At 68.7% G+C, this 18,984-nt stretch carries 16 protein-coding genes; 4 read left to right on the plus strand and 12 right to left on the minus strand.

The window, feature by feature from the left end; translation table 11 throughout:
• Nucleotides 1-370 precede the first annotated feature (370 nt).
• Nucleotides 371-1,270 carry an AEC family transporter gene (locus SB816_RS23735; protein ID WP_144657192.1) on the minus strand — a complete coding sequence of 300 codons (900 nt, stop codon included), beginning with the start codon at nt 1,268-1,270 and terminating at the stop codon, nt 371-373.
• Nucleotides 1,271-1,515: 245 nt separating this feature from the next.
• Between SB816_RS23735 and SB816_RS23740 the strand changes: the two genes are divergently transcribed.
• Complete coding sequence (locus SB816_RS23740; RefSeq protein ID WP_054501829.1) at nt 1,516-2,499, plus strand: tripartite tricarboxylate transporter substrate binding protein BugE; 984 nt, start codon at nt 1,516-1,518, stop codon at nt 2,497-2,499.
• A 108-nt stretch (nt 2,500-2,607) separates the two neighbouring features.
• Here the strand turns inward: SB816_RS23740 and SB816_RS23745 are convergent, their stop codons facing one another.
• Nucleotides 2,608-3,498: a LysR family transcriptional regulator gene (locus SB816_RS23745; protein ID WP_116792988.1), complete on the minus strand. Its 891-nt coding sequence runs from the start codon at nt 3,496-3,498 to the stop codon at nt 2,608-2,610.
• A 128-nt stretch (nt 3,499-3,626) separates the two neighbouring features.
• Between SB816_RS23745 and ggt the strand changes: the two genes are divergently transcribed.
• Nucleotides 3,627-5,384, plus strand: a complete 1,758-nt coding sequence (gene ggt, locus SB816_RS23750; protein WP_054501827.1) for a gamma-glutamyltransferase — start codon at nt 3,627-3,629, stop codon at nt 5,382-5,384.
• Nucleotides 5,385-5,458: 74 nt separating this feature from the next.
• Here ggt and SB816_RS23755 read toward each other — a convergent pair whose 3' ends face one another.
• From SB816_RS23755 to SB816_RS23770, 4 genes are all read right to left on the minus strand, one after another.
• Nucleotides 5,459-6,862, minus strand: a complete 1,404-nt coding sequence (locus SB816_RS23755) for an APC family permease (protein WP_144657194.1) — start codon at nt 6,860-6,862, stop codon at nt 5,459-5,461.
• 321 nt (nt 6,863-7,183) lie between these two features.
• Nucleotides 7,184-8,305 (minus strand): CaiB/BaiF CoA transferase family protein, encoded by a 1,122-nt coding sequence (locus SB816_RS23760; RefSeq protein ID WP_054501825.1) that lies wholly within the window; start codon nt 8,303-8,305, stop codon nt 7,184-7,186.
• A 13-nt stretch (nt 8,306-8,318) separates the two neighbouring features.
• Complete coding sequence (locus SB816_RS23765; RefSeq protein ID WP_278992890.1) at nt 8,319-9,296, minus strand: Bug family tripartite tricarboxylate transporter substrate binding protein; 978 nt, start codon at nt 9,294-9,296, stop codon at nt 8,319-8,321.
• A gap of 55 nt (nt 9,297-9,351) precedes the next feature.
• Nucleotides 9,352-11,061 carry an acyl-CoA dehydrogenase family protein gene (locus SB816_RS23770; protein ID WP_410547625.1) on the minus strand — a complete coding sequence of 570 codons (1,710 nt, stop codon included), beginning with the start codon at nt 11,059-11,061 and terminating at the stop codon, nt 9,352-9,354.
• A gap of 141 nt (nt 11,062-11,202) precedes the next feature.
• On the opposite strand from SB816_RS23770, the gene SB816_RS23775 reads away from it, so the two are divergent.
• Entirely contained in the window at nt 11,203-12,135 is a 933-nt protein-coding gene (locus tag SB816_RS23775) for a LysR family transcriptional regulator (protein WP_054501822.1), read from the plus strand.
• A gap of 43 nt (nt 12,136-12,178) precedes the next feature.
• Here SB816_RS23775 and purU read toward each other — a convergent pair whose 3' ends face one another.
• The 6 genes from purU to SB816_RS23805 form a co-directional block, all read right to left on the minus strand.
• Complete coding sequence (gene purU / locus SB816_RS23780) at nt 12,179-13,033, minus strand: formyltetrahydrofolate deformylase (protein WP_054501821.1); 855 nt, start codon at nt 13,031-13,033, stop codon at nt 12,179-12,181.
• Nucleotides 13,034-13,036: 3 nt separating this feature from the next.
• Nucleotides 13,037-14,170, minus strand: coding sequence for an NAD(P)/FAD-dependent oxidoreductase (locus SB816_RS23785; RefSeq protein WP_059269379.1), 1,134 nt, complete (start codon nt 14,168-14,170; stop codon nt 13,037-13,039).
• A complete protein-coding gene (locus SB816_RS23790; protein WP_054501819.1) occupies nt 14,167-14,691 on the minus strand; it encodes a flavin reductase family protein in 525 nt (174 codons plus the stop codon). Before SB816_RS23790 ends, SB816_RS23785 begins: the two co-directional genes overlap by 4 nt.
• A 45-nt stretch (nt 14,692-14,736) precedes the next feature.
• Nucleotides 14,737-15,366, minus strand: a complete 630-nt coding sequence (pdxH, locus tag SB816_RS23795) for a pyridoxamine 5'-phosphate oxidase (protein WP_049071573.1) — start codon at nt 15,364-15,366, stop codon at nt 14,737-14,739.
• Nucleotides 15,367-15,518: 152 nt separating this feature from the next.
• On the minus strand, nt 15,519-16,172 hold the full coding sequence (locus tag SB816_RS23800) for a gamma-glutamylcyclotransferase (RefSeq protein ID WP_049071574.1): 654 nt from the start codon (nt 16,170-16,172) through the stop codon (nt 15,519-15,521).
• 2 nt (nt 16,173-16,174) lie between these two features.
• A complete protein-coding gene (locus SB816_RS23805) occupies nt 16,175-17,302 on the minus strand; it encodes an MFS transporter (RefSeq protein WP_049077478.1) in 1,128 nt (375 codons plus the stop codon).
• A 496-nt stretch (nt 17,303-17,798) separates the two neighbouring features.
• On the opposite strand from SB816_RS23805, the gene SB816_RS23810 reads away from it, so the two are divergent.
• The gene (locus SB816_RS23810) at nt 17,799-18,983 is read left to right on the plus strand and encodes an efflux RND transporter periplasmic adaptor subunit (RefSeq protein WP_410547626.1); all 1,185 of its coding nucleotides are present in this window, start codon (nt 17,799-17,801) and stop codon (nt 18,981-18,983) included.
• The last annotated feature ends 1 nt before the right edge of the window (nt 18,984 follow it).

The following is an 18,984-nucleotide window of genomic DNA, read 5'->3' on the forward strand; positions in this document are numbered from 1 at the left end:
GCCGTCCGCGCAAACGCGCAGCGCACACCGCCCCGACACCCACAACCACGTATGCCAGGTCCGGCCGCCCGCGCGGCCGGCCCTGGCGGGCAACGCACTCCCTTCCCTGTCCCTCGGCCCAGCAGCGCGACATTTCTCAAACCCCGTAGCCCCTCGCGGCGGCGTTGGGCCGAGTGAGCAACCTCGATGCGCCCGAGGGAATCCGAAGGAGTCGCCGAAGGCGAAGACGAGGATGACAACGGGGCAGTCCGGAGCGAACGCTCCGGACCGCAATCGTGGGCGCTCACTCGGCCCAACGCCGCCGCGAGGGGCGACCTACGAAGAAAGCAACCGCCGCAAAACCCCCCGAGCCGCGCAACCAAGAAAGCCCCTAAGCGCTCCCCACCAACAACACCCAAGCAGGAATCGTCACAGCAGAAAACAACGTCCCCAGGGAAATGAGCACAGCCACCATCCGCCCATCTCCCCCCATCCGCATCGCCAGCACATAAGCCGCCGAAGCCGTCGGCAACGCCGCGAACAACAACAGCATCCGCGCCTCCAGCGGCGCCAGCCCCAGCAACCTGGCCACGCCCAGCGCCACCAGCGGCAACGCCACCAGCTTCACCGCCAGCATCCACGCGATCAACCCGCCATAGCCCTTGCCCCCTTCCCACGCCAGGCTGGCGCCCACGCACAGGATCCCCAGCGCGATCGCCGCCGCGCCCAGCCGCGCCAGCACCGTGTCCACCGGCCCCGGCAGATGCAGCCCCGCGAGATTGCACGCCAGCCCCGCCAGGGTCGACACCACCAGCGGATTGCGCGCCAGCTCGCGCAGCAGGTTGCCGCCGTTGTGGCGCGCCAACCCGTACACCGCCGCCACGTTGGCCATCGGCACCGCGAAGCCGATGATCAGCGCCATCACGGTCTGTCCGGGCGTGCCGCCCAGGCTGGCCGATAGGGCCAGTCCGATATACGTGTTGAAGCGGAAGCCGCATTGCGCCGAAGATGCCAGGCCGAGCGAGGAGGGCTTGAGGACGAGGCCCGCCAGCCACGACAGCGCCACGCCAGAGAGGAGCACCGCCGCCGTCGCCTGCAACAGTGTTGCGGCATTGCCCGCGCTGATCGGCGTGCGCAGGATGGATTGGAACAGCAGGGCGGGGAACAGCACGAAGTACACGAGGCGCTCGGCGCCAGCGAAGAATTCGCGCGAGAAATTGAGTTTGTGCCGCAACGCCCAACCCAGCGCGACCAGCATGAAATCAGGGAAAACCAGCAGTGCGACCGACATGTCGATAATGTGTTTTTCGAGCGCGTCGGCCGGGGATCGGCTCGCTATGCGATCGTAAGCATTTGCTGCTATTCTCCGTCATTCTGGCGGGCGCGTGTGCCACAAGCAACTCAAAACAGCACGGCTTTCTGCCCTGCATACCAAGCGATGCGCCCCCACCGTTAACTGCTGACTCGTCTACAGACGGGCGCGCCACAAAACGGTCCGTTCACATGCGGGCTCGCACATTAGGAGGAAACACACACATGAATAAAGTTCGCTCCCTGGCTATCGCTGTCGCGTTGGCCGCCGGCACGATCGGCGCTTCGGCCGCGCATGCCGCCGACAACTACCCCAACAAGCCGATTCGCGTCATCGTCCCGTTCGCGCCCGGCGGCTCCACCGACATCATCGCGCGCCTCGTGACGCAGCGCATGAGCCAGGAACTGGGCCAGCCGATGGTCGTCGAGAACAAGGGCGGCGCCGGCGGCGCCATCGGCGCGGCCGAAGCCGCGCGCGCCGCGCCGGATGGCTACACGCTGTCGATCGCCACCGTCTCGACGATGGCCGTCAACCCGGCGTGCCGCCCCAATGACCTGCCCTACGATCCGATCAAGGACTTCCAGGCCGTCACCAACTTCGCCAACACCGCCAACGTGGTCGCCGTGAACCCGAAGTTCCCGGCCAAGGACTTCAAGGGCTTCGTCGAAGAACTGAAGAAGAACCCCGGCAAGTACTCGTACGGCAGCTCGGGCACCTGCGGCGTGCTGCACCTGATGGGCGAATCGTTCAAGATGGCCACCGGCACCGACATCGTGCACGTGCCCTACAAGGGGTCGGGCCCGGCCGTGGCTGACGCCGTCGGCGGCCAGATCGAAATCATCTTCGACAACCTGCCGTCCTCGATGCCGCAGATCCAGGCGGGCAAGCTGAACGCCATGGCCATCGCCTGGCCCGACAACATCGCCTCGCTCAAGGGCGTGCCCAACTTCAAGGAAGCTGGCTTCCCGGTGCTGAACCAGCCGGTCTGGTACGGCCTGCTGGCGCCCAAGGGCACCCCGATGGACGTCGTCAACAAGCTGCGTGACGCCGCCGTCGTGGCCCTGAAGGACCCCAAGGTCATCAAGGCGCTGGACGACCAGGGCTCGGCCCCGTCGGGCAACACGCCGGAAGAGTTCGCCAAGGAAATCAAGGAACAGTACGACTGGGCGAAGGACGTCGTGAAGAAGCAGAACATCAAGCTGGATTGATGGGGCAACGGCGCGGCTTTTTTGCCCGCCGTCCGCCACCGGCCTGAGCAAGAGGCGCCCTGCGGGGCGCCTCTTGCTTTGTGGCGCGAGGGACCCGCGCCGGCGCGGTCAGCGTTCCAGCGCCGCCTGGCTTGCTTCGCAGGCCGCGCGCAATCGATCGATCAGGTCGCGATGCACCGCCGTCAGCGGGTCCTGGCTGCGCGTCAGCACACTGATCGGCACGCCCAGCGTGGGTGACAGGCGCCGCAGGCGCATGTCGGGCCGCAGCATCGCCTGGGCGGTGATGGCGTCGACGATGGCATCACCGGCGCCGGCCTGCGCCAGCGCGCAGGCGACGTAGTGAGTCTGCACGCGGATCGCGGCGGGCGGGTCCACGCCTTGCGCGTCCAGGGCCATCCGCAGCAACGCGCCGGCGGCGTCGCTGGCGTCCAGCAGGATCAGGCTGTCGCCGGCGATGTCGGCCAGCGCCAGCGGGCCGCCGCCGGGGCCGCGGCCCAGGTGGACCAGTTCGGTCTGGCCCAGTTCGGTGCGCGTCAGGCCCGGCGTCTCGCCGGTGTCGAAGGTCACCGCCAGGTCCAGCTCGCGTGTCAGCATGCCGCGCACCAGCTCGCTGCTGTGATAGGTGTGGATATCGAAGGTCAGGCCCGGTTGCGCATCGCGGCTGTCGCGCACCACGCCGGGCAGCAGGCCCAGGCCCAGCGCCGGGGCGCAGCCCAGCCGCAGGTGCGCATGGGGCCGGTCGCGCAGGCTGGCGGCCAGCCGGCGCACGCTGTCCAGGTCCTGGTTCAGGCGCGCCACTTCGGGCGTCAGGATGTCGGCCTCGCGCGTGGCCACCAGGCGGCCCTTGACGCGTTCGAACAGCTTGAAGCCCAACTGCGACTCGGCGCTCGCCAGCAGCTTGCTGGCGGCGGGCTGGGTGATGTGCAGCGCCGCGGCGGCCTGGGTCAGGGAGCCGGTGCGGCGGATGGCTTCGAAGATCTCGATGTGGCGCAGGCGCATGGAGCAATGGGGGATATCGGCGCAATGCCGCATTCTACGGCGCGGCGGCGCGCGTGCGACAGCGGCGCGGGTCTTGTCTATCATGGACATCCAAGCCGGGCGTCCGGCGTCATCCTGGAGCCCGTCCCATGCGTGTGTGCCGTTCCCCCGCCGCTTTCCTGATCGCCGCCGTCCTGGCCGTGGCGCCCTCGGCCTGGGCGCGTACGCCGACCGCGGCCGAGGACCTGAATCCGGAAGCCGCCAGCGGCAGCCAGGCGCGCACGCTGGTGCGCGCAGCGCACTTCATGATGGTGTCGGCCAATCCGCTGGCGACCGCGGCCGGCGATGAAATGCTCAAGCGCGGCGGCAGCGTGGTGGATGCCGCCATCGCCACACAGTTGGTGCTGAACCTGGTCGAGCCGCAATCCTCCGGCATCGGCGGCGGCGCCTTCATGGTGGTGTATTCGGCCAAGGACCGCGCCATCGTCACTTACGACAGCCGCGAGACCGCGCCGGCGGCGGCGCGGCCCGATCGCTTCCTGGATGCCGAGGGCAAGCCGCTGCCGTTCGCGCAGGCGGTCAACAACGGCATGGCCGTGGGCGTGCCGGGCCTGCTGCGCGGCCTGGAGATGGCGCACAAGCGCCAGGGCAAGCTGCCGTGGGCCGACCTGTTCCAGCCCGCCATCCGGCTGGCCGAGCAGGGCTTCGCGGTGTCTCCGCGCCTGCACAAACTGCTGGCGGGCAACAAGGAATTGCCGCGCCAACCGGCCGCCGCGGCCTATTTCTATGCGCCGGACGGCAGCGCCTGGCCGGTTGGCCACGTGCTGAAGAATCCCGCCTTCGCCGCCACGCTGCGGGCCGTGGCGCAGGGCGGCGCGGACGCCTTCTACCAGGGCGATATCGCCCGCGACATCGTGGCCGCGGTGCATGCGCATCCCAAGCCGGGCGACCTGGCGCTGGCCGACCTGGCGGGCTATCAGGCGCGGCAGCGCGAGCCGGTCTGCGGCGCCTATCGCGGCTACGAGCTGTGCGGCATGGGGCCGCCCAGTAGCGGCCCGATCGCGGTGCTGCAGATGCTGGGCGAACTGGAGCAATATCCGATCGGCGATTTCGCGCCCGGCAGCGTCGAGGCGGTGCATTATTTCGCCGAGGCCGGCCGGCTGGCGTTTGCCGACCGCGACTTCTACGTGGCCGACCCGGATTTCGTCCGTGTGCCGGTGCGCGCGATGCTGGATCCGGCGTACCTGCGCGCGCGCGGCGCGCTGATCCGGCCCGACCGCAGCATGAAGGTCGCGCTGCCCGGCGACCCCGAAGGCAAGCTGCTGTCGCTGGGCCGGGACAACGCCCTGGAGCAACCCTCCACCAGTCATCTGGTGGCGGTGGACGCGGACGGCAATGCGTTGTCGATGACCACCACCATCGAGAACGAATTCGGCAGCAAGATCTTCGTGCGCGGCTTCCTGCTGAACAACGAGATGACGGATTTTTCGTCGTCGTTCAAGGATCCCGAAGGGCGGCTGGTGGCCAACCGCGTCGAACCCGGCAAGCGCCCGCGCAGCGCGATGGCGCCGATGATCGTGCTGCGCGACGGCAAGCCTTACCTGCTGGTGGGATCGCCAGGCGGCAGCGCCATCATCAACTACGTCGCCAAGACCATCTTGGCGGTGCTCGACTGGAAGCTCGACATCCAGGCCGCGGCGGCCCTGCCGAACCTGGGCAGCCGCAACAAGGAGACCGAGCTGGAGAAGGGCACCGCGCTGGAAGCGCTGGCGCCGGCCCTCGAGCGCATGGGGCATCCGGTGAAGATCACCGAGTTCCCCAGCGGCATCCACGGCATCGTGATCGATGCCGATGGCTTGCAGGGCGGGGTCGATCCGCGCCGTGAGGGGTTGGCCAAGGGCGGTTGAGGGTTTTCAGTCGTGACAGGCCGCTCGGCGTTCGAGGCGCCCGGCCCCGCAAGGGCGGGGCCGGGCGCAACGGCTCATTCCAGCGCCGAAGGATCCAGCCGCATCTTTTCCTCGCGGCTGCGCGCCAGGTAGGTCACGCCCCACATCGCCACGCCCAGCAACAGCAGCCAGCCCGCCACCTGGTACTGGATCAGGTCGCGCCCGGTCAGCGGCGTGACCAGGAACAGGCAGGCCGCCGCGCCCAGCCACGGCACGATGCGGTTGATGCGGAAATGCTCGTGCTTGACCTGGTCGCGGCGCAGCACCAGCACCGCCACGTTGACGAAGGCGAACACGCCCAATAGCAGCAGCGCCGTGGTGCCGCCCAGGGCGCGGATGGCCTCGGAATCGGCCAGCGCCACCAGGATGATCAGGCCGAAGGCCAGCGCGGTGGTGAACAGGATGGCCGTCCACGGGGTCTGGTTGCGGCGATGCACGTGCGCCAGGAAGGCCGGCAGCACGCCCTGGCGCGACATGCCGTACAGCAGGCGGCTGGCCATCATCATGTTGATCAGGGCCGAGTTGGCCACGGCGAACATCGAGATCACCGGCATGATGTATTCCACCGGCAGGCCGGGCGCGGCGCGCTTGACCACCAGCACCAGCGGCGTGCTGCTGCTGGCCAGTTCGCCCACCGGCACCAGCGCCACCGCGCAGATCGACACCAGTACGTAGATCACTGCCGTCAGGCCCAATCCGGTCAGCATCACCTTGGGGAAGATGCGGCTGGGATTGTGCGTTTCCTCAGCCATGTTGACGGAGTCCTCGAAGCCGACCATGGCGAAGAACGCCAGCGCCGTGGCCGAAGTGACGGCCAGGAATACGCTCTTGTCTTCCGGTGTGTCGAAAGCGATGACGCGCGAGAAATCGGCCTGGCCTTCCGACATGGCATAGAAGCCAAGCAGAATGACCATCAGCAGGCCCGACAGCTCGATCAGGGTCAGGACCACATTGGCCCGCACGCTTTCGGACGCGCCGCGCAGGTTCACCAGCATCACCAGCGCCATGAATCCCAGCGCGCCCACGGTGATCCAGGTCTTGCTGGCCTCGACGCCGAAGGCCGCGAACAGGTTGGCCGCGAAAGCCTGCGACGCCGTCGCGGCCGAGGTCAGGCCCGAGCACATCACGGTGAAGCAGACGATGAAGGTCAGGAAGTGCAGGCCGAACGCCTTGTGCACGTAAAGCGCGGCGCCCGCCGCTTTCGGGTACTTGGTGACCAGTTCCAGGTACGACAGCGCGGTCAGCAGCGCCACGCCGAACGCCACCAGGAATGGCAGCCAGGCCGCGCCGCCGACTTCCTTGGCGACCTGTCCGGTCAGGGCGTAGACGCCGGTGCCCAGGATGTCGCCGACGATGAAAAGCAGCAGCAGCTTGGGGCCCATCACCCGCTTGAGCGGGGCGTTCTGTTGCGGCTCGCCGCTGGAGGCGTTCGTGGCCATAGTCTTTCTCCTTGTTCTCGTTCGATGGGGGAGTCGCGCCAGGGCAACGTCGAGGGAGCGGGCATGCTGCGCGGATGTCGCCGCGCGTCGCTCCCCCGGAGCCCGCCGGGAGGGGCGGGCCGGTGTGATGGGGAAAAGTCTAAATCGGCCGCGCGCGCGGCAGTGCAACAGTCATGCAACGAATTGTCTGTGCATGCAAGACATGCAAGCGCGTGTAGGGAAAGGCGGCAATCCCGGGTGCGATGGCTGCTTGGGCGGGCATGAAAATGCCCGCGCGAGGCGGGCGGGAAGGCGCTCGGAGGGGGGGCGCTGCCCTGGCCGCTATGGCTGGGACGGCGCCAGGTCGGGCGGCAGGCGGCGCAGCGTGGCGGGCGTGCGCGACAGCTTGATCGGCGAACCGACGCCGCGGTAGTCGCCCTGTTCCAGCACCATGCCGCGATGCTTCGTGTGCGGATGGGCCAGCGCCTGGTCCACGGTCTGCACCGCCGCGGCTGGCACGCCGGCGCGCAGCAGGCGGTCCGCCAGCGCCGCGGCATCGTGCTGCGCGAGCAGCGCGGACAGGTCGTCGCGCAGGGCCTGGCGGTGCGCCAGCCGGTCGGCGTTGGCGGCATAGCGCGGGTCCGTCGCCAGCGCCGGCGCCTCCAGCACCTGCGCCAACTGCGCGAACTGGCGGTTGTTGCCGACCGCCAGGAAGATCGGGCCGCTGGCCGTGGGCAGGGTTTCGTAGGGCGCGATGTTCGGATGCGCGTTGCCGCTGCGGCCCGGCGTCTTGCCGCTGTAGAAGTAATTGGGCGCGTGCGGATGCAGCAGCGACAGCGCGCAGTCGTACAGCGTGATGTCGAGGAACTGGCCCAGGCCGCTGCGCACGCGTTCGTTCAGCGCCAGCAGGATCGCCACTGCCGCGTTCAGGCCCGTCACCATGTCCACCACCGGCAGGCCGACGCGGGTGGCGTCGCCATCGGCCTCGCCGTTCACGCTCATCAGTCCGCACATGGCCTGCGCGCAGGCGTCGTAGCCCGGCAGGCCGCCCAGCGGGCCATCGGCGCCGAAGCCGCTGACGCGGCAGTGGATCAGTTTCGGGAAGCGTTCTTTCAAGGTGTCGTAACCCAGCCCCCATTTCTCCAGCGTGCCTGGCTTGAAGTTCTCGACCAGCACGTCGGCGTCGGCCAGCAGGTGGCGCAGCAGTTCCTGTCCGGCCGCCTGCGACAGGTCCAACGTCATGCCGCGCTTGTTGCGGTTGACGCCGACGAAGTACGACGCGGTATCGCCCAGGAACGGCGGGCCCCAGCCGCGCGTCTCGTCGCCGCCGGGCGGCTCGATCTTGAGCACGTCGGCGCCGTGGTCGGCCAGGATCTGGGTGCAATAAGGACCGCCCAGCACGCGCGACAGGTCGATCACTTTGCAGCCGGCGAGGGCGCCGGCATCGGGAAGCTTGGGAGCCATGGAGCCTCTGCGGTCAGTCGATGGAAACGTTGGCGCTCTTGATGAGCGTGCGCCACTTGGGCACTTCGGTCGTGATGAAGCGGGACAGTCCCTGCGGCGTCTGGTCCTGGGCGCGCACGATGCCCTGGCTGCGCAGCGTCTGTTCGATCGCGGGGTCCGACAGCGCGGCCTGGAATGCCTGGTTCAGTTTGGCCACGGTCTCGGGCGGGGTGGCCTTGGGCGCGACGATGCCGAAGAACACGCTGACGTCATAGCCCGACAGGCCCTGTTCGGACAGCGTCGGCAGGTCCGGCAGCGCGTCCGAGCGTTGCGCGCTGGCCAGGCCGATGGCGCGCAGCTTGCCGGCCTTGATGTATGGCAGCGCCGTCAGGATGTCGGTGAACGACATCGACACCTGGCCGCCCAGCAGGTCGTTGAGCGCCGGCCCGGTGCCCTTGTAGGGAATGTGCATGATGCGGGTGCCGGCCATCTGGTTGAACAGGATGCCGGCCAGGTGCGAGGACGCGCCGTTGCCGGACGAGGCATAGCTGAGCTTGTCCGGGTTCTTTTTGGCGTAGGCGATCAGTTCCTGCGCGTTGTTGGCGGGCACCGACGGGTTCACCACCAGGATGTTGGGCAGGTGGCCGATGCGGATGATGGGCGCGAAGCTGGTCTCGGGGTTGTAGCCCTGGTTCTTGTACAGGCTGACGTTGATGGCCAGCGGTCCCGAGGTGCCGAACAGGATGGTGTAGCCGTCCGGCTTGGCGGCGGCTACGTATTCGGAACCGATGTTGCCGCCGGCGCCGGCGCGGTTCTCGACGATGACGGTCTGGCCCAGCGGCTGCTTGAGCTTTTCGGCCAGGCGGCGCGCCAGCGCGTCGGTCGGGCCGCCGGGCGGGAACGGCACCACCAGCGTGACGGGGCGCGACGGATAGGCGTCGGCCGCCAGCGCGGGAGGGACGGCTGCGATGGCGGCGGCCGCCAGCAGCAAGGGGGTGAACAGGCGTTTCATGGTTGTCTCCAGTGGTGGGCGCGCCGGCTGTGCCGTCGGCGTCGGGGGCGCCAGGCTACAGCGCGTGTTGCAGGATGCCGCGGCAGGCGGCGCTTTCGTCGGCGGGAATGGCATAGGGATCGCGCGGCGCCAGGCGGTGCTGCAGCACCTGGTCGGCCAGCAGCGCGCGGCTGGCCAGGCCCTCGCCGGCGGCTTCCCAGCGCAGCGCCGCCATCGACACCGCGTGGTACAGCAGCGATGCGGCCTGGCGCGCCAGTTCGGCGTGGTCGCCCTGCGCGGCGTGTTCGGCCAGCGCATAGGTCCGCTCCAGCGCATCGGCCTGGGTGGCGGCGAGCGCGGGCGGGCAGGGCAGGCCGTCGGCCAGCAACTGGTCGATATGGCGGCGTAGCGCGGGCAGCGAGCCTTCCTTCTTGATGGCGCGCAGCACGTCCAGCGCCACGATGTTGCTGGTGCCTTCCCAGATCGAGCCCAGGTGCGCGTCGCGCACCAGGCGCGGCTCGGTCCATTCCTCGATATAGCCGCAGCCGCCGCGCACTTCCATGGCGTCGCCGGTGACCTTGCGCGCATCGCGGCAGGCGCGGAACTTGATCAGGGGAGTCAGGATGCGCGCCAGCGCCGCATCGCCCTGGTCCTGGTCGGCGTCGGCCAGCGCGCGGGCGGTCTGGAACATGACGCTGCGGGCCTGTTCGGCCCATACCGTCATTTTCACGAGCTGGCGTTGCATCAGCGGCATGTCGATCAGGCGCTTGCCGAACGCGCGGCGGTGCTGCGAGACGTACGTGGCCTCGGTGACGGCGCGGCGCATCAGGCCGGCCGCGCGCATGCCGTTGGACAGGCGCGAGTTGTTGATCATGTCGGCCATGTGCTTGAAGCCCTTGCCACGCTCGCCCACCAGCCACGCCAGCGCGCCTTCCAGGCGGATTTCGCCGCTGGCCATGGAACGGGTGCCGAGCTTGTCCTTCAGGCGCAGGATGCGGTAGTGGTTGTGCGTGCCGTCGGCCAGGTCGCGCGGCAGCAGGAACAGCGACACGCCCTTCAGGCCGGGCTCGCTTTCGCTGCGCGCCAGCACCATGGCGAAGCCGGCGTCGGGATTGGAGCAGAACCACTTGTCGCCGTGGATGCGCCAACTTCCGTCGTCCTGGCGCGTGGCCGTGACCTCGGTGGCGCTGACGTCCGAGCCGGCGCCCTGTTCGGTCATGAACATGGCGCCCTGGCGCAGGGCGTCGAAGTCCTGGCTGGTGACCTGCGGCAGCACCCGCTCGACCAGCGCCGGGTCGCCGAACTTGCGCAGCGTGCGCGCCAGCGAGTCGGTCATGCTGACCGGGCAGCACAGGCCGAACTCGGCCTGCACGAACAGATGGCTGAGCGCGTACTTGGCGGCGGCCGGCATCGGTTCGGGCCAACCCAGCACGCCGCCGCGATGCGACAGCGCCGCCAGGCCGAATTCGCTGTAGGCCAGGCGTTCCAGCTCGATATAGGCCGGATGCTTGTCGATGCGCGACTCGTCGGCGCCGGCGCGGCTGCGCACCGACAGAGTGGGGGGATGCTTGTCGGCGGTGGCCGCCAGCTCGTCCATCAGGCCGCCGGCCAGTCCGCCCAGGCGGTCCAGGTGCGGCAGCAGGTGCGCGTGCAGCGCGGCCGGCAGGTAGCGCCGGGCCAGCGGCGCGGCGTACGGATCGGCGCGGAACAGGTTCAGGCCGCGCGCGTCCGGGACGGGCGTGGCGGCGTGGGCGGGGGCGACGGGGGGCTGGGCGGGGGTATCCATGGCGGCATCCTGCGCAAAAGGGGAGTTTCCGGAATGGTGCGATGATGGATTAATCTATACAAATACCGTTTTGGTGTAGACCTATCCAATAAAAATATGGATCTCGGGCGCCGTCGGCAGGCGCGCCCCGGGAGGAGACCGATGGACCTGGATCCGCGCTTGTTGCGCTATTTCATCGCCGTGGCCGAAGAACGCCATTTCAGCCGCGCCGCCGCGCGCCTGCACATCTCCCAGCCGCCCTTGAGCTACGCCATCCGCCAGCTCGAGGACAACGTCGGCGCGCGCCTGCTGGCGCGCACCAGCCGGCACGTCGAACTGACCGCCGCCGGCCAGGTGCTGTACCGCGAGGCCCTGACGCTGCTGCGCCAGGCCGAGGACGTGCGCATGCTGGTGCAGCGGGTCGACGCAGGCCTGCGCGGCCGGCTGCGCATCGGCTTCGTGGGCTCGATGCTGTACCGCGGCCTGCCGGCGCTGCTGGCGTCGATGCGGGCCGAACTGCCGGACGTGGAACATGTGCTGACCGAATTGAATTCGCACGACCAGATCGAGGCGGTGCGGCGCGGCGAGCAGGACCTGGGCTTCATCCATGCCAACCCCGTGCCGGCCGGGGTGGCGGCGCGCGACCTGCTGGCCGAACCCTTCGTGGTGTGCCTGCCGCAAAGCCATGCGCTGGCCGGGCGGCGTTCGTTGGCGTTGGCGGACCTGGCCGGCGACGATTTCGTATTCTTCGCACGCGCCGCTTCACCCAGCTATTACGAGACCGTGCTGTCGCTGTGCGTGGCGGCGGGCTTCATGCCCGTGGTCCGGCACGAGGTGCGCCACTGGCTCAGCGTGGCCTCGCTGGTGTCGCAGGGGCTGGGCGTGTCGATCGTGCCGTCGTGCCTGTCGCGCAGCGGCCTGGCGGGCACCCGGTTCATCGCGTTCGAGCACGAGGCGCGCTCGGTCAGCCAGGTGATCTGGCCGGACGAGGATCGTTCGCCGCTGCAGGAAAAGGCGCTGGCGCTGGTCGAGCGCCAGTTTCCCGCAGCCGAGGCGGGTCAAGCAAAACGCCGGCACGGGGGCCGGCGTTCATGAGGCGGGCGGCGCCCCGCCAAGGAATGCGGGCGCCGGCACTGTCCTAGCGGAACACCACGGTCTTGTTGCGGTTCAGCAGGATGCGGTGCTCGACGTGGCTGCGCACGGCGCGCGACAGCACCAGCGACTCGATGTCGCTGCCGACCTGGGTCAGGTCCTGCGCCGTCATGGTGTGGTCGACGCGCTCGATGTCCTGGTCGATGATCGGGCCTTCGTCCAGGTCCGAGGTGACGAAGTGGGCGGTGGCGCCGATGATCTTGACGCCGCGCGCATGCGCCTGGTGGTACGGGCGGGCGCCCTTGAAGCTGGGCAGGAAGCTGTGGTGGATGTTGATGGCGCGGCCATTGAGCGCGCGGCACATGTCGGCCGACAGGATCTGCATGTAGCGCGCTAGCACCACCAGGTCGATCTCGTAGCGGTCCACCAGCGCCAGCACCTGGCGTTCCTGTTCCGCCTTGGTGTCGGGCGTGACGGGCAGGTGGTGGAACGGGATGCCGTAGGACGCCGCCAGGCTGGCGTAGTCGTTGTGGTTCGAGACGATGGCGGCCACTTCGGCATGCAACTGGCCGCTGTGCACGCGGAACAGCAGGTCGTTCAGGCAGTGGCCCTGCTTGCTGACCATGATCAGCAGGCGTTCCTTGCGACGCGCGTCATGAAGCTGCAAATCCATGCCGTACTCGGCCGCCATCTCGTCCAGCCGGGCGCGCAGCGCGTCCGGGGCCGCGCCGGCCGGCAGGTCGAAGTGCACCCGCAGGAAGAAGCGGCCGGTCTCTTCGTCACCGAACTGCTGCGAATCGAGGATGTTGCAACCCGATTCGAACAACAGGCCGCTGACGCGGAAGACGATGCCGGTGCGGTCGGGGCAGGACAGGGTCAGGATGTAGTCGTTGTGCTGCATGATTCAGTGGGAAGAATGAGAAGAAGCGTCGTCCGCCAGGCGCGCCAGGGTTTCCTCGGCCAGTGCCAGGCTGGAAGTCAGCCCGGGCGATTCTATGCCAAACAGGTTCACCAGGCCGGGCACGCCATGGGCGGCCGGGCCGGCGATGACGAAATCGGCGGCCGGCTCGTGCGGACCGGAGATCTTGGGGCGGATGCCGGTATAGCCCGGCGCCAGGGCGTCGTCCGGCAGGGCCGGCCAGTAGCTGCGCACGGCGGCGTAGAAGACCTCGGCGCGGGCCGGGTCGATGGTGTAGTCCTCGGTGCCGACCCACTCGGTGTCGGGGCCGAACTTGGCCTGGCCGCCCATGTCGAGCGTCAGGTGCACGCCCAGGCCGGCGTGTTGCGGCACGGGGTAGATCAGGCGCGAGAACGGCGCGCGGCCGGACAGCGTGAAATAGCTGCCCTTGCACAGGTAATCGGTGGGGATGCTGGCGGCCGGCACGCCCTCGATGCGGCGCGCCAGCGCCGGCGCCTGCAGGCCGGCCGAATTGATCAACACGTTGCAGCTCAGGCTCATGGCGTCATCGCCGCCGAACTGCAGATCGAAGCCGCCTTCGGGGCGCACCCGGCCGGACACCAGCGGGGTGTGGAACACGCACTGGGCGCCGGCGTTCTCGGCATCGCCCTGGTAGGCCAGCATCAGCGCGTGGCTGTCGACGATGCCGGTGGACGGCGACACCAGCGCCGCCGTGCAGCGCAGCGCCGGTTCCAGCCGCATGGCGTCTTCGCCGGAAATGAACTGCAGATCGTCCACGCCGTTGGCGCGGGCGCGCTGCGCGATGCCTTCGAGCTGGGCGGCCTGCTCGGCGCTGGTGGCCACGATCAGCTTGCCCAGCCGCTTGTGCGGAATGCCGCGCTCGGCGCAATAGGCGTACAGCAGATGCTTGCCGCGCACGCACAGGCGGGCCTTGAGGCTGCCCGCCGGGTAATAGATGCCGGCGTGGATGACTTCGGAATTGCGCGAGCTGGTGCCGGTGCCGATCGCCTCGGTGGCCTCGGCCACCAGCACCTCGCGGCCCGACTGGGCCAGGGCGCGGGCGATGGCCAGGCCGACCACGCCCGCGCCGATGACGACGCAATCGATGTCGGCGCTCATGGCTTCCCGCCTTCCGCACGGGCGCCGGCGGGCGTCAGGTCGAAACCGCCCGCGTGGAAGACCAGCGGCGGTTCGCCGCTATGGCCGCAACGTTCGACTTCTCCCACCATGATGACGTGATCTCCCTCGACATAGCGGCTGCGGTTGTGGCATTCGAACCAGGCGGCGCAATGGCCGTCCAGCATCGGCGTGCCGCCCGGCGCGTGGTGCACGGTCAGGCCGGCATAACGGTCCGGCGTCTTGCCGGTGGCGAAGCGCCGCGCCAGCGCAATCTGGTCGGCGCTCAATACATTGACCACGTAGCGCTGGCACTGCTCGAAGGCGGCCAGCGACGAGGAATTGCGCGACAGGCTCCACAGCACCAGCGGCGGATTCAGGGACACCGAATTGAACGAGCTGACCGTCAGGCCAATGGGGGCGCCATCGAGGTCGGCGGTGGTCACGACCGTGACGCCGGTGGCGTAGCGGCCGAGCGCGGTGCGGAAGAAGGCAGCGTCGAAATCAGGGGAGGAGGCTGGCATGCAATTGAGAAATGGGGCGGGCGCCGTGGCCGGCGCCCGGCGGCGTCAGGGCGACAGGCGCTCGATCTTCCAGCCCTGGCCGTCGGCGACGTAGCGCAGGCGGTCGTGCAGGCGCGAGGGCCGGCCTTGCCAGAATTCCATCGAGGTGGGCTTGAGGCGGTAGCCGCCCCAGTGCGGCGGGCGCGGCGGCTGGTCGCCGTAGCGGGCGCGGAATTCCTGCTCGCGGGCTTCGAGTTCGGCGCGGGTGATGGGCTGGCTCTGGCGCGAGGCCCAGGCGCCGATGCGCGAACCGGCCGGGCGGCTGTGGTAGTAGGCGTCCGATTCCTCGGCCGGCACTTTTTCCACCACGCCCTCGATGCGCACCTGGCGCTCGAGCGGTTGCCAGAAGAACAGCAGGCAGGCGCGCGGCTCGGCCAGCAGGTCGGCGCCCTTGCGCGACTCGTAGTTGGTGAAGAACGTGAAGCCGTGTTCGTCGAAACCCTTGATCAGGACGATGCGGGCGCTGGGCTGGCCGGCGGCGTCGACGGTGGCCAGGGTCATGGCGTTGGGCTCGGGCACCTTGGCGGCCAGGGCCTCGTCGAACCAGCGGGTGAACTGCTCGAACGGGGACGCGGCGGCCTCGCTTTCCAGCAGCACGTTCTTTTCGTAGCTTTGACGCAGATCGGAGACAGACATGGGACGTTTGATTCAGCGTTGATAACAAGCAGTTTATACCGCCGAAGAAACGCTCCCCTCATTGACCCCGCGCAGGGGCCGGACAAGTTTTTGCGCCGCGAGGGCCTCTGGCGCCTTTCGGCCAGGCCTGGCGGCCCCGCGCCGGGCTCGCTTCAGGCGCCCTCGGGCAGGGTGTGGCTGTCCTGTTCCAGGCGCCGGGCGATGGCGTCCAGGCGGGCATCGTGGATGCCGGCGGCGCGCAGGGCCTGGGCGGTCTGCACCACGTAGTCGGTGCAGGGGCCGTAGCGGCCGGCGGCCCGCCGCACGATGGCCAGCAGCTCGGCCTCGGGCAGCGCGCGGATGTAGGCCGGGTTGTCCCGGTTCATGATGAAGACCAGGGCGCGGACCGGGCCGGCCTCCGTGCTGCAATTGATCCAGCGGGGCAGGTAGGCGCCGGTGGACATTTCCCGGTCCCACAGGGCGGGGAAATAGGTCGGCACCTGGCGGCCGGCCAGGCGGTAGACCACGCCGCGGCAGGAGCCGCCGCGATCCAGGCCGAACACCAGCCCGGGGCATTCCGGCGTGCCGCGGTTGACCCGCGACCACAGGCACAGCGCGCGGTGGTGGCCGCGCAGGGTGGCCAGGCGGCGCTCTTCGAAATCGAAGTCGGGGCGCCAGATCAGTGACCCGTACCCATATACCCAGACGTCCTCGCCGTCGCGCCAATGGCGCAAGGCATCCTGCAACGATGCCTGCCGTTCTTCAGGGGTCCAGAGGCGGAAAGGCAGGCTGGCGCCGGCCACGGGAGGAGAGGACTGCATGTTCACGACTACGGTTTCCGGTCAGGCTCGAGCGGGGGGTTGCGATTGGCCCACCCCCCGGCCATCAGGGCCACGGAATAGGCCCAGAACAGGGGAGCGACGCCAATGACCGCACCCAGCGCGCCGAAGGTCAGCGGCAGGGACACCTGGGAACCGTTGATCAGCGCCATCCGCAGCCCCACGGCTTCAGCGGCGCGGCCCGGCGGCGAATGCTGGTGCAGTAGTGAAAGCATACTCGGTTGGCAGCATCCCAGCGCAAGCCCCAGGATGAAGGACAGCACGATCAGGACGCCAACGTCGGTGAACAGCGGGTAAAGCATGAAGTCGATGGCGGCGGTGGCCATCGCCACCCGCACCAGCGTCCAGGAACGCACCCGGCGCTGGATCAGGGGCAGAACCAGGCGGATGATGAACGTTGCCGCCGCGAAGGACGCAAGAATGACGCCGATGGTGGTGGCGGACAGGCCGATGGCGACGCCGAAGATGGGCACCACGAACAGATGCGTGTCCCAGGCCCCGGACAGGATGGTGTTGACCATCAGGATGCGGCGCAGCGCGGGCACCGCCAGCAGCTCGGTCACGCGGCGGCGCTGCGCTTCCTTGGCGCCGGCCAGTTGCGAATCCACCGCCTTCAATTGGTGCCGCAGCGCGTACAGGCCGGCGGCCGACAGCAGCGGGCCCAGCGTCAGCAGGCCGAAGGCCAGCCGGGTGCCGAGATGGTCGATCGCCAGTCCGGCGATCAGCGGACCCGAGAAACCCGAACCGGCCAGCGCCAGCGACATCAGCGAGAAATTGCGCAGGCGCTGGGTCGGCTCGGCATGGCCCAGCAGGTCCTGCGTGGCCACCTGGTGCAGCATGAAGCCGATGCCGATGCAACAGGACGCCACCAGCAGCGCGAACTGGGTCTGCGACAGGAACGGCAGCGCCGTGCCGACCGCCACCAGCGTGGTGCCGATGACCAGCGGCCGGACGATGCCGACCCGGTCCACCCAGCGGCCGGCGCGCACCGAGAACAGCATGGGCAGCACCGCGAACACGGCCACCAGGGTGCCGACCTTGAAGGTCGACAAGCCCATCTGCAGCGCTGTCAGGGACACGGTGATGCGTCCTCCGGTCAGCGCCACGTGGTTCAGCATGGCCAGCACGCACAACAGCGCCGCCCCGGAAAATTCCGGGGCGGCGCTGTTTGAAGAGGGGGAGGGGGGCGGATTGGACACGGATACGGCTTAACTGCATTCATTCTGTCCCTATCGTCGCCCTATGTCGAGGCGTGGTTTTTTTGCGCCGCCGCATTCCGCGATCGCCAGTGGCGACAAGATAGGCGCCATCTATGGCCCATCTGGGATAGGGATGCGGCAAGATGGCACCATGTTGGCGGCACGGTTCCATAGAATGGAAACGCTAATGCGCCGCAACAGATGTATCGTTCGTGCAACGGAACAATTTTGCCCGCCCCGGACCCAATGCCGGGGCCTTTACCGTTTTTCACCCTTTCGCCACAGATTGGCCATGCTTTGACGCAGCCCCCCGTTTAGGATGAGCGGGCAGTATGGGTACGCACAGCCGGCCCGATCCGTATCGAGTTATTCGAGCGGTGGACGATGCCTCCGCCGCCTCCTCCGAACTGGTTCAATGAAAAAGCCTCGTAGCAAAGTCCAGCGTTACGTCCTGATCGCCGTCGTTCTCCTGATCATCGCCTTTGGCGTCCGCGCCGCCTTCTTCTCGTCGCCGCCGCCGCCTACTTTCGCCGTGGCCGAGGTCGTCCGCGGCAACCTCGAAGACAGTGTGCTGGCCAGCGGCACCATGGATGCCATCGAGCGTGTCAGCGTCGGCGCGCAAGCCACCGGCCAGTTGAAGTCGCTCAAGGTGGCGCTGGGCGATCGGGTGACCCGAGGCCAGTTGGTCGCCGAGATCGACGACCTGACCCAGCAGAATGAATTGCGTAATACACAGGCCGCGCTGCAGACGCGCCGCGCCGAGCGCGCCGCCAAGGTCGCCACCCTGAAGCAGGCCGAGCTGGCGTTTCGCCGCCAGCGCCAGATGCTGGCGGCCGACGCCAGTTCACGCGAGGCGTATGAATCTGCCGAGGCCACGCTGAGCGTGACGCGGGCGGAGATCGCCGCGCTCGACGCCCAGATCGTCCAGGCCGAGATCGAGGTCGACAAGGCCAAGGTCAACCTGGGCTACACCCGCATCGTGTCGCCCATCGACGGCGTGGTGGTGGCGGTGGTCACCAAGGAAGGCCAGACCGTCAACGCGATCCAGAGCGCGCCCACCATCATCAAGGTGGCCCAGGTGGCCACCATGACCATCAAGGCGCAAATCTCCGAGGCCGACGTGACCCGCGTCAAGCCGGGCCTGCCCGTGTACTTCACCATCCTGGGCGAGCCGGACCACCGCTATCACGCCACGCTGCGCGCGGTGGAGCCGGCGCCGGATTCGATCCAGAAGGACGACGCCGCCACGTCGCTGACCTCGTCCAGCTCCACATCCACCAGCGCGGCCGTCTATTACAACGGGCTGTTCGACGTGCCCAACCCCGACGAGAAGCTGCGCATCTCCATGACCGCGCAGGTTTCCATCGTGCTGGGCGAGGCGCGCGACGCCGTGGTGGTGCCGGCCTCGGCCCTGGGCAAGCGCGGCGAGGACGGGCGCTACGAGGTGCGGGTGGTCGGCAAGGACAACCAGACCGAGACCCGCAAGGTCAAGATCGGCATGAACAACAACGTGCAGGCGCAGGTGCTGGAAGGCCTGGAGGTGGGCGAGCGCGTGGTGTCGGCCGACGCCGCGCCGGTGGCCGCCGCGGCGGGACGCTGAC

The organism is Achromobacter sp. SIMBA_011, assembly GCF_046535435.1.
GTDB classification, from domain to species: Bacteria; Pseudomonadota; Gammaproteobacteria; order Burkholderiales; family Burkholderiaceae_B; genus Achromobacter; species Achromobacter dolens.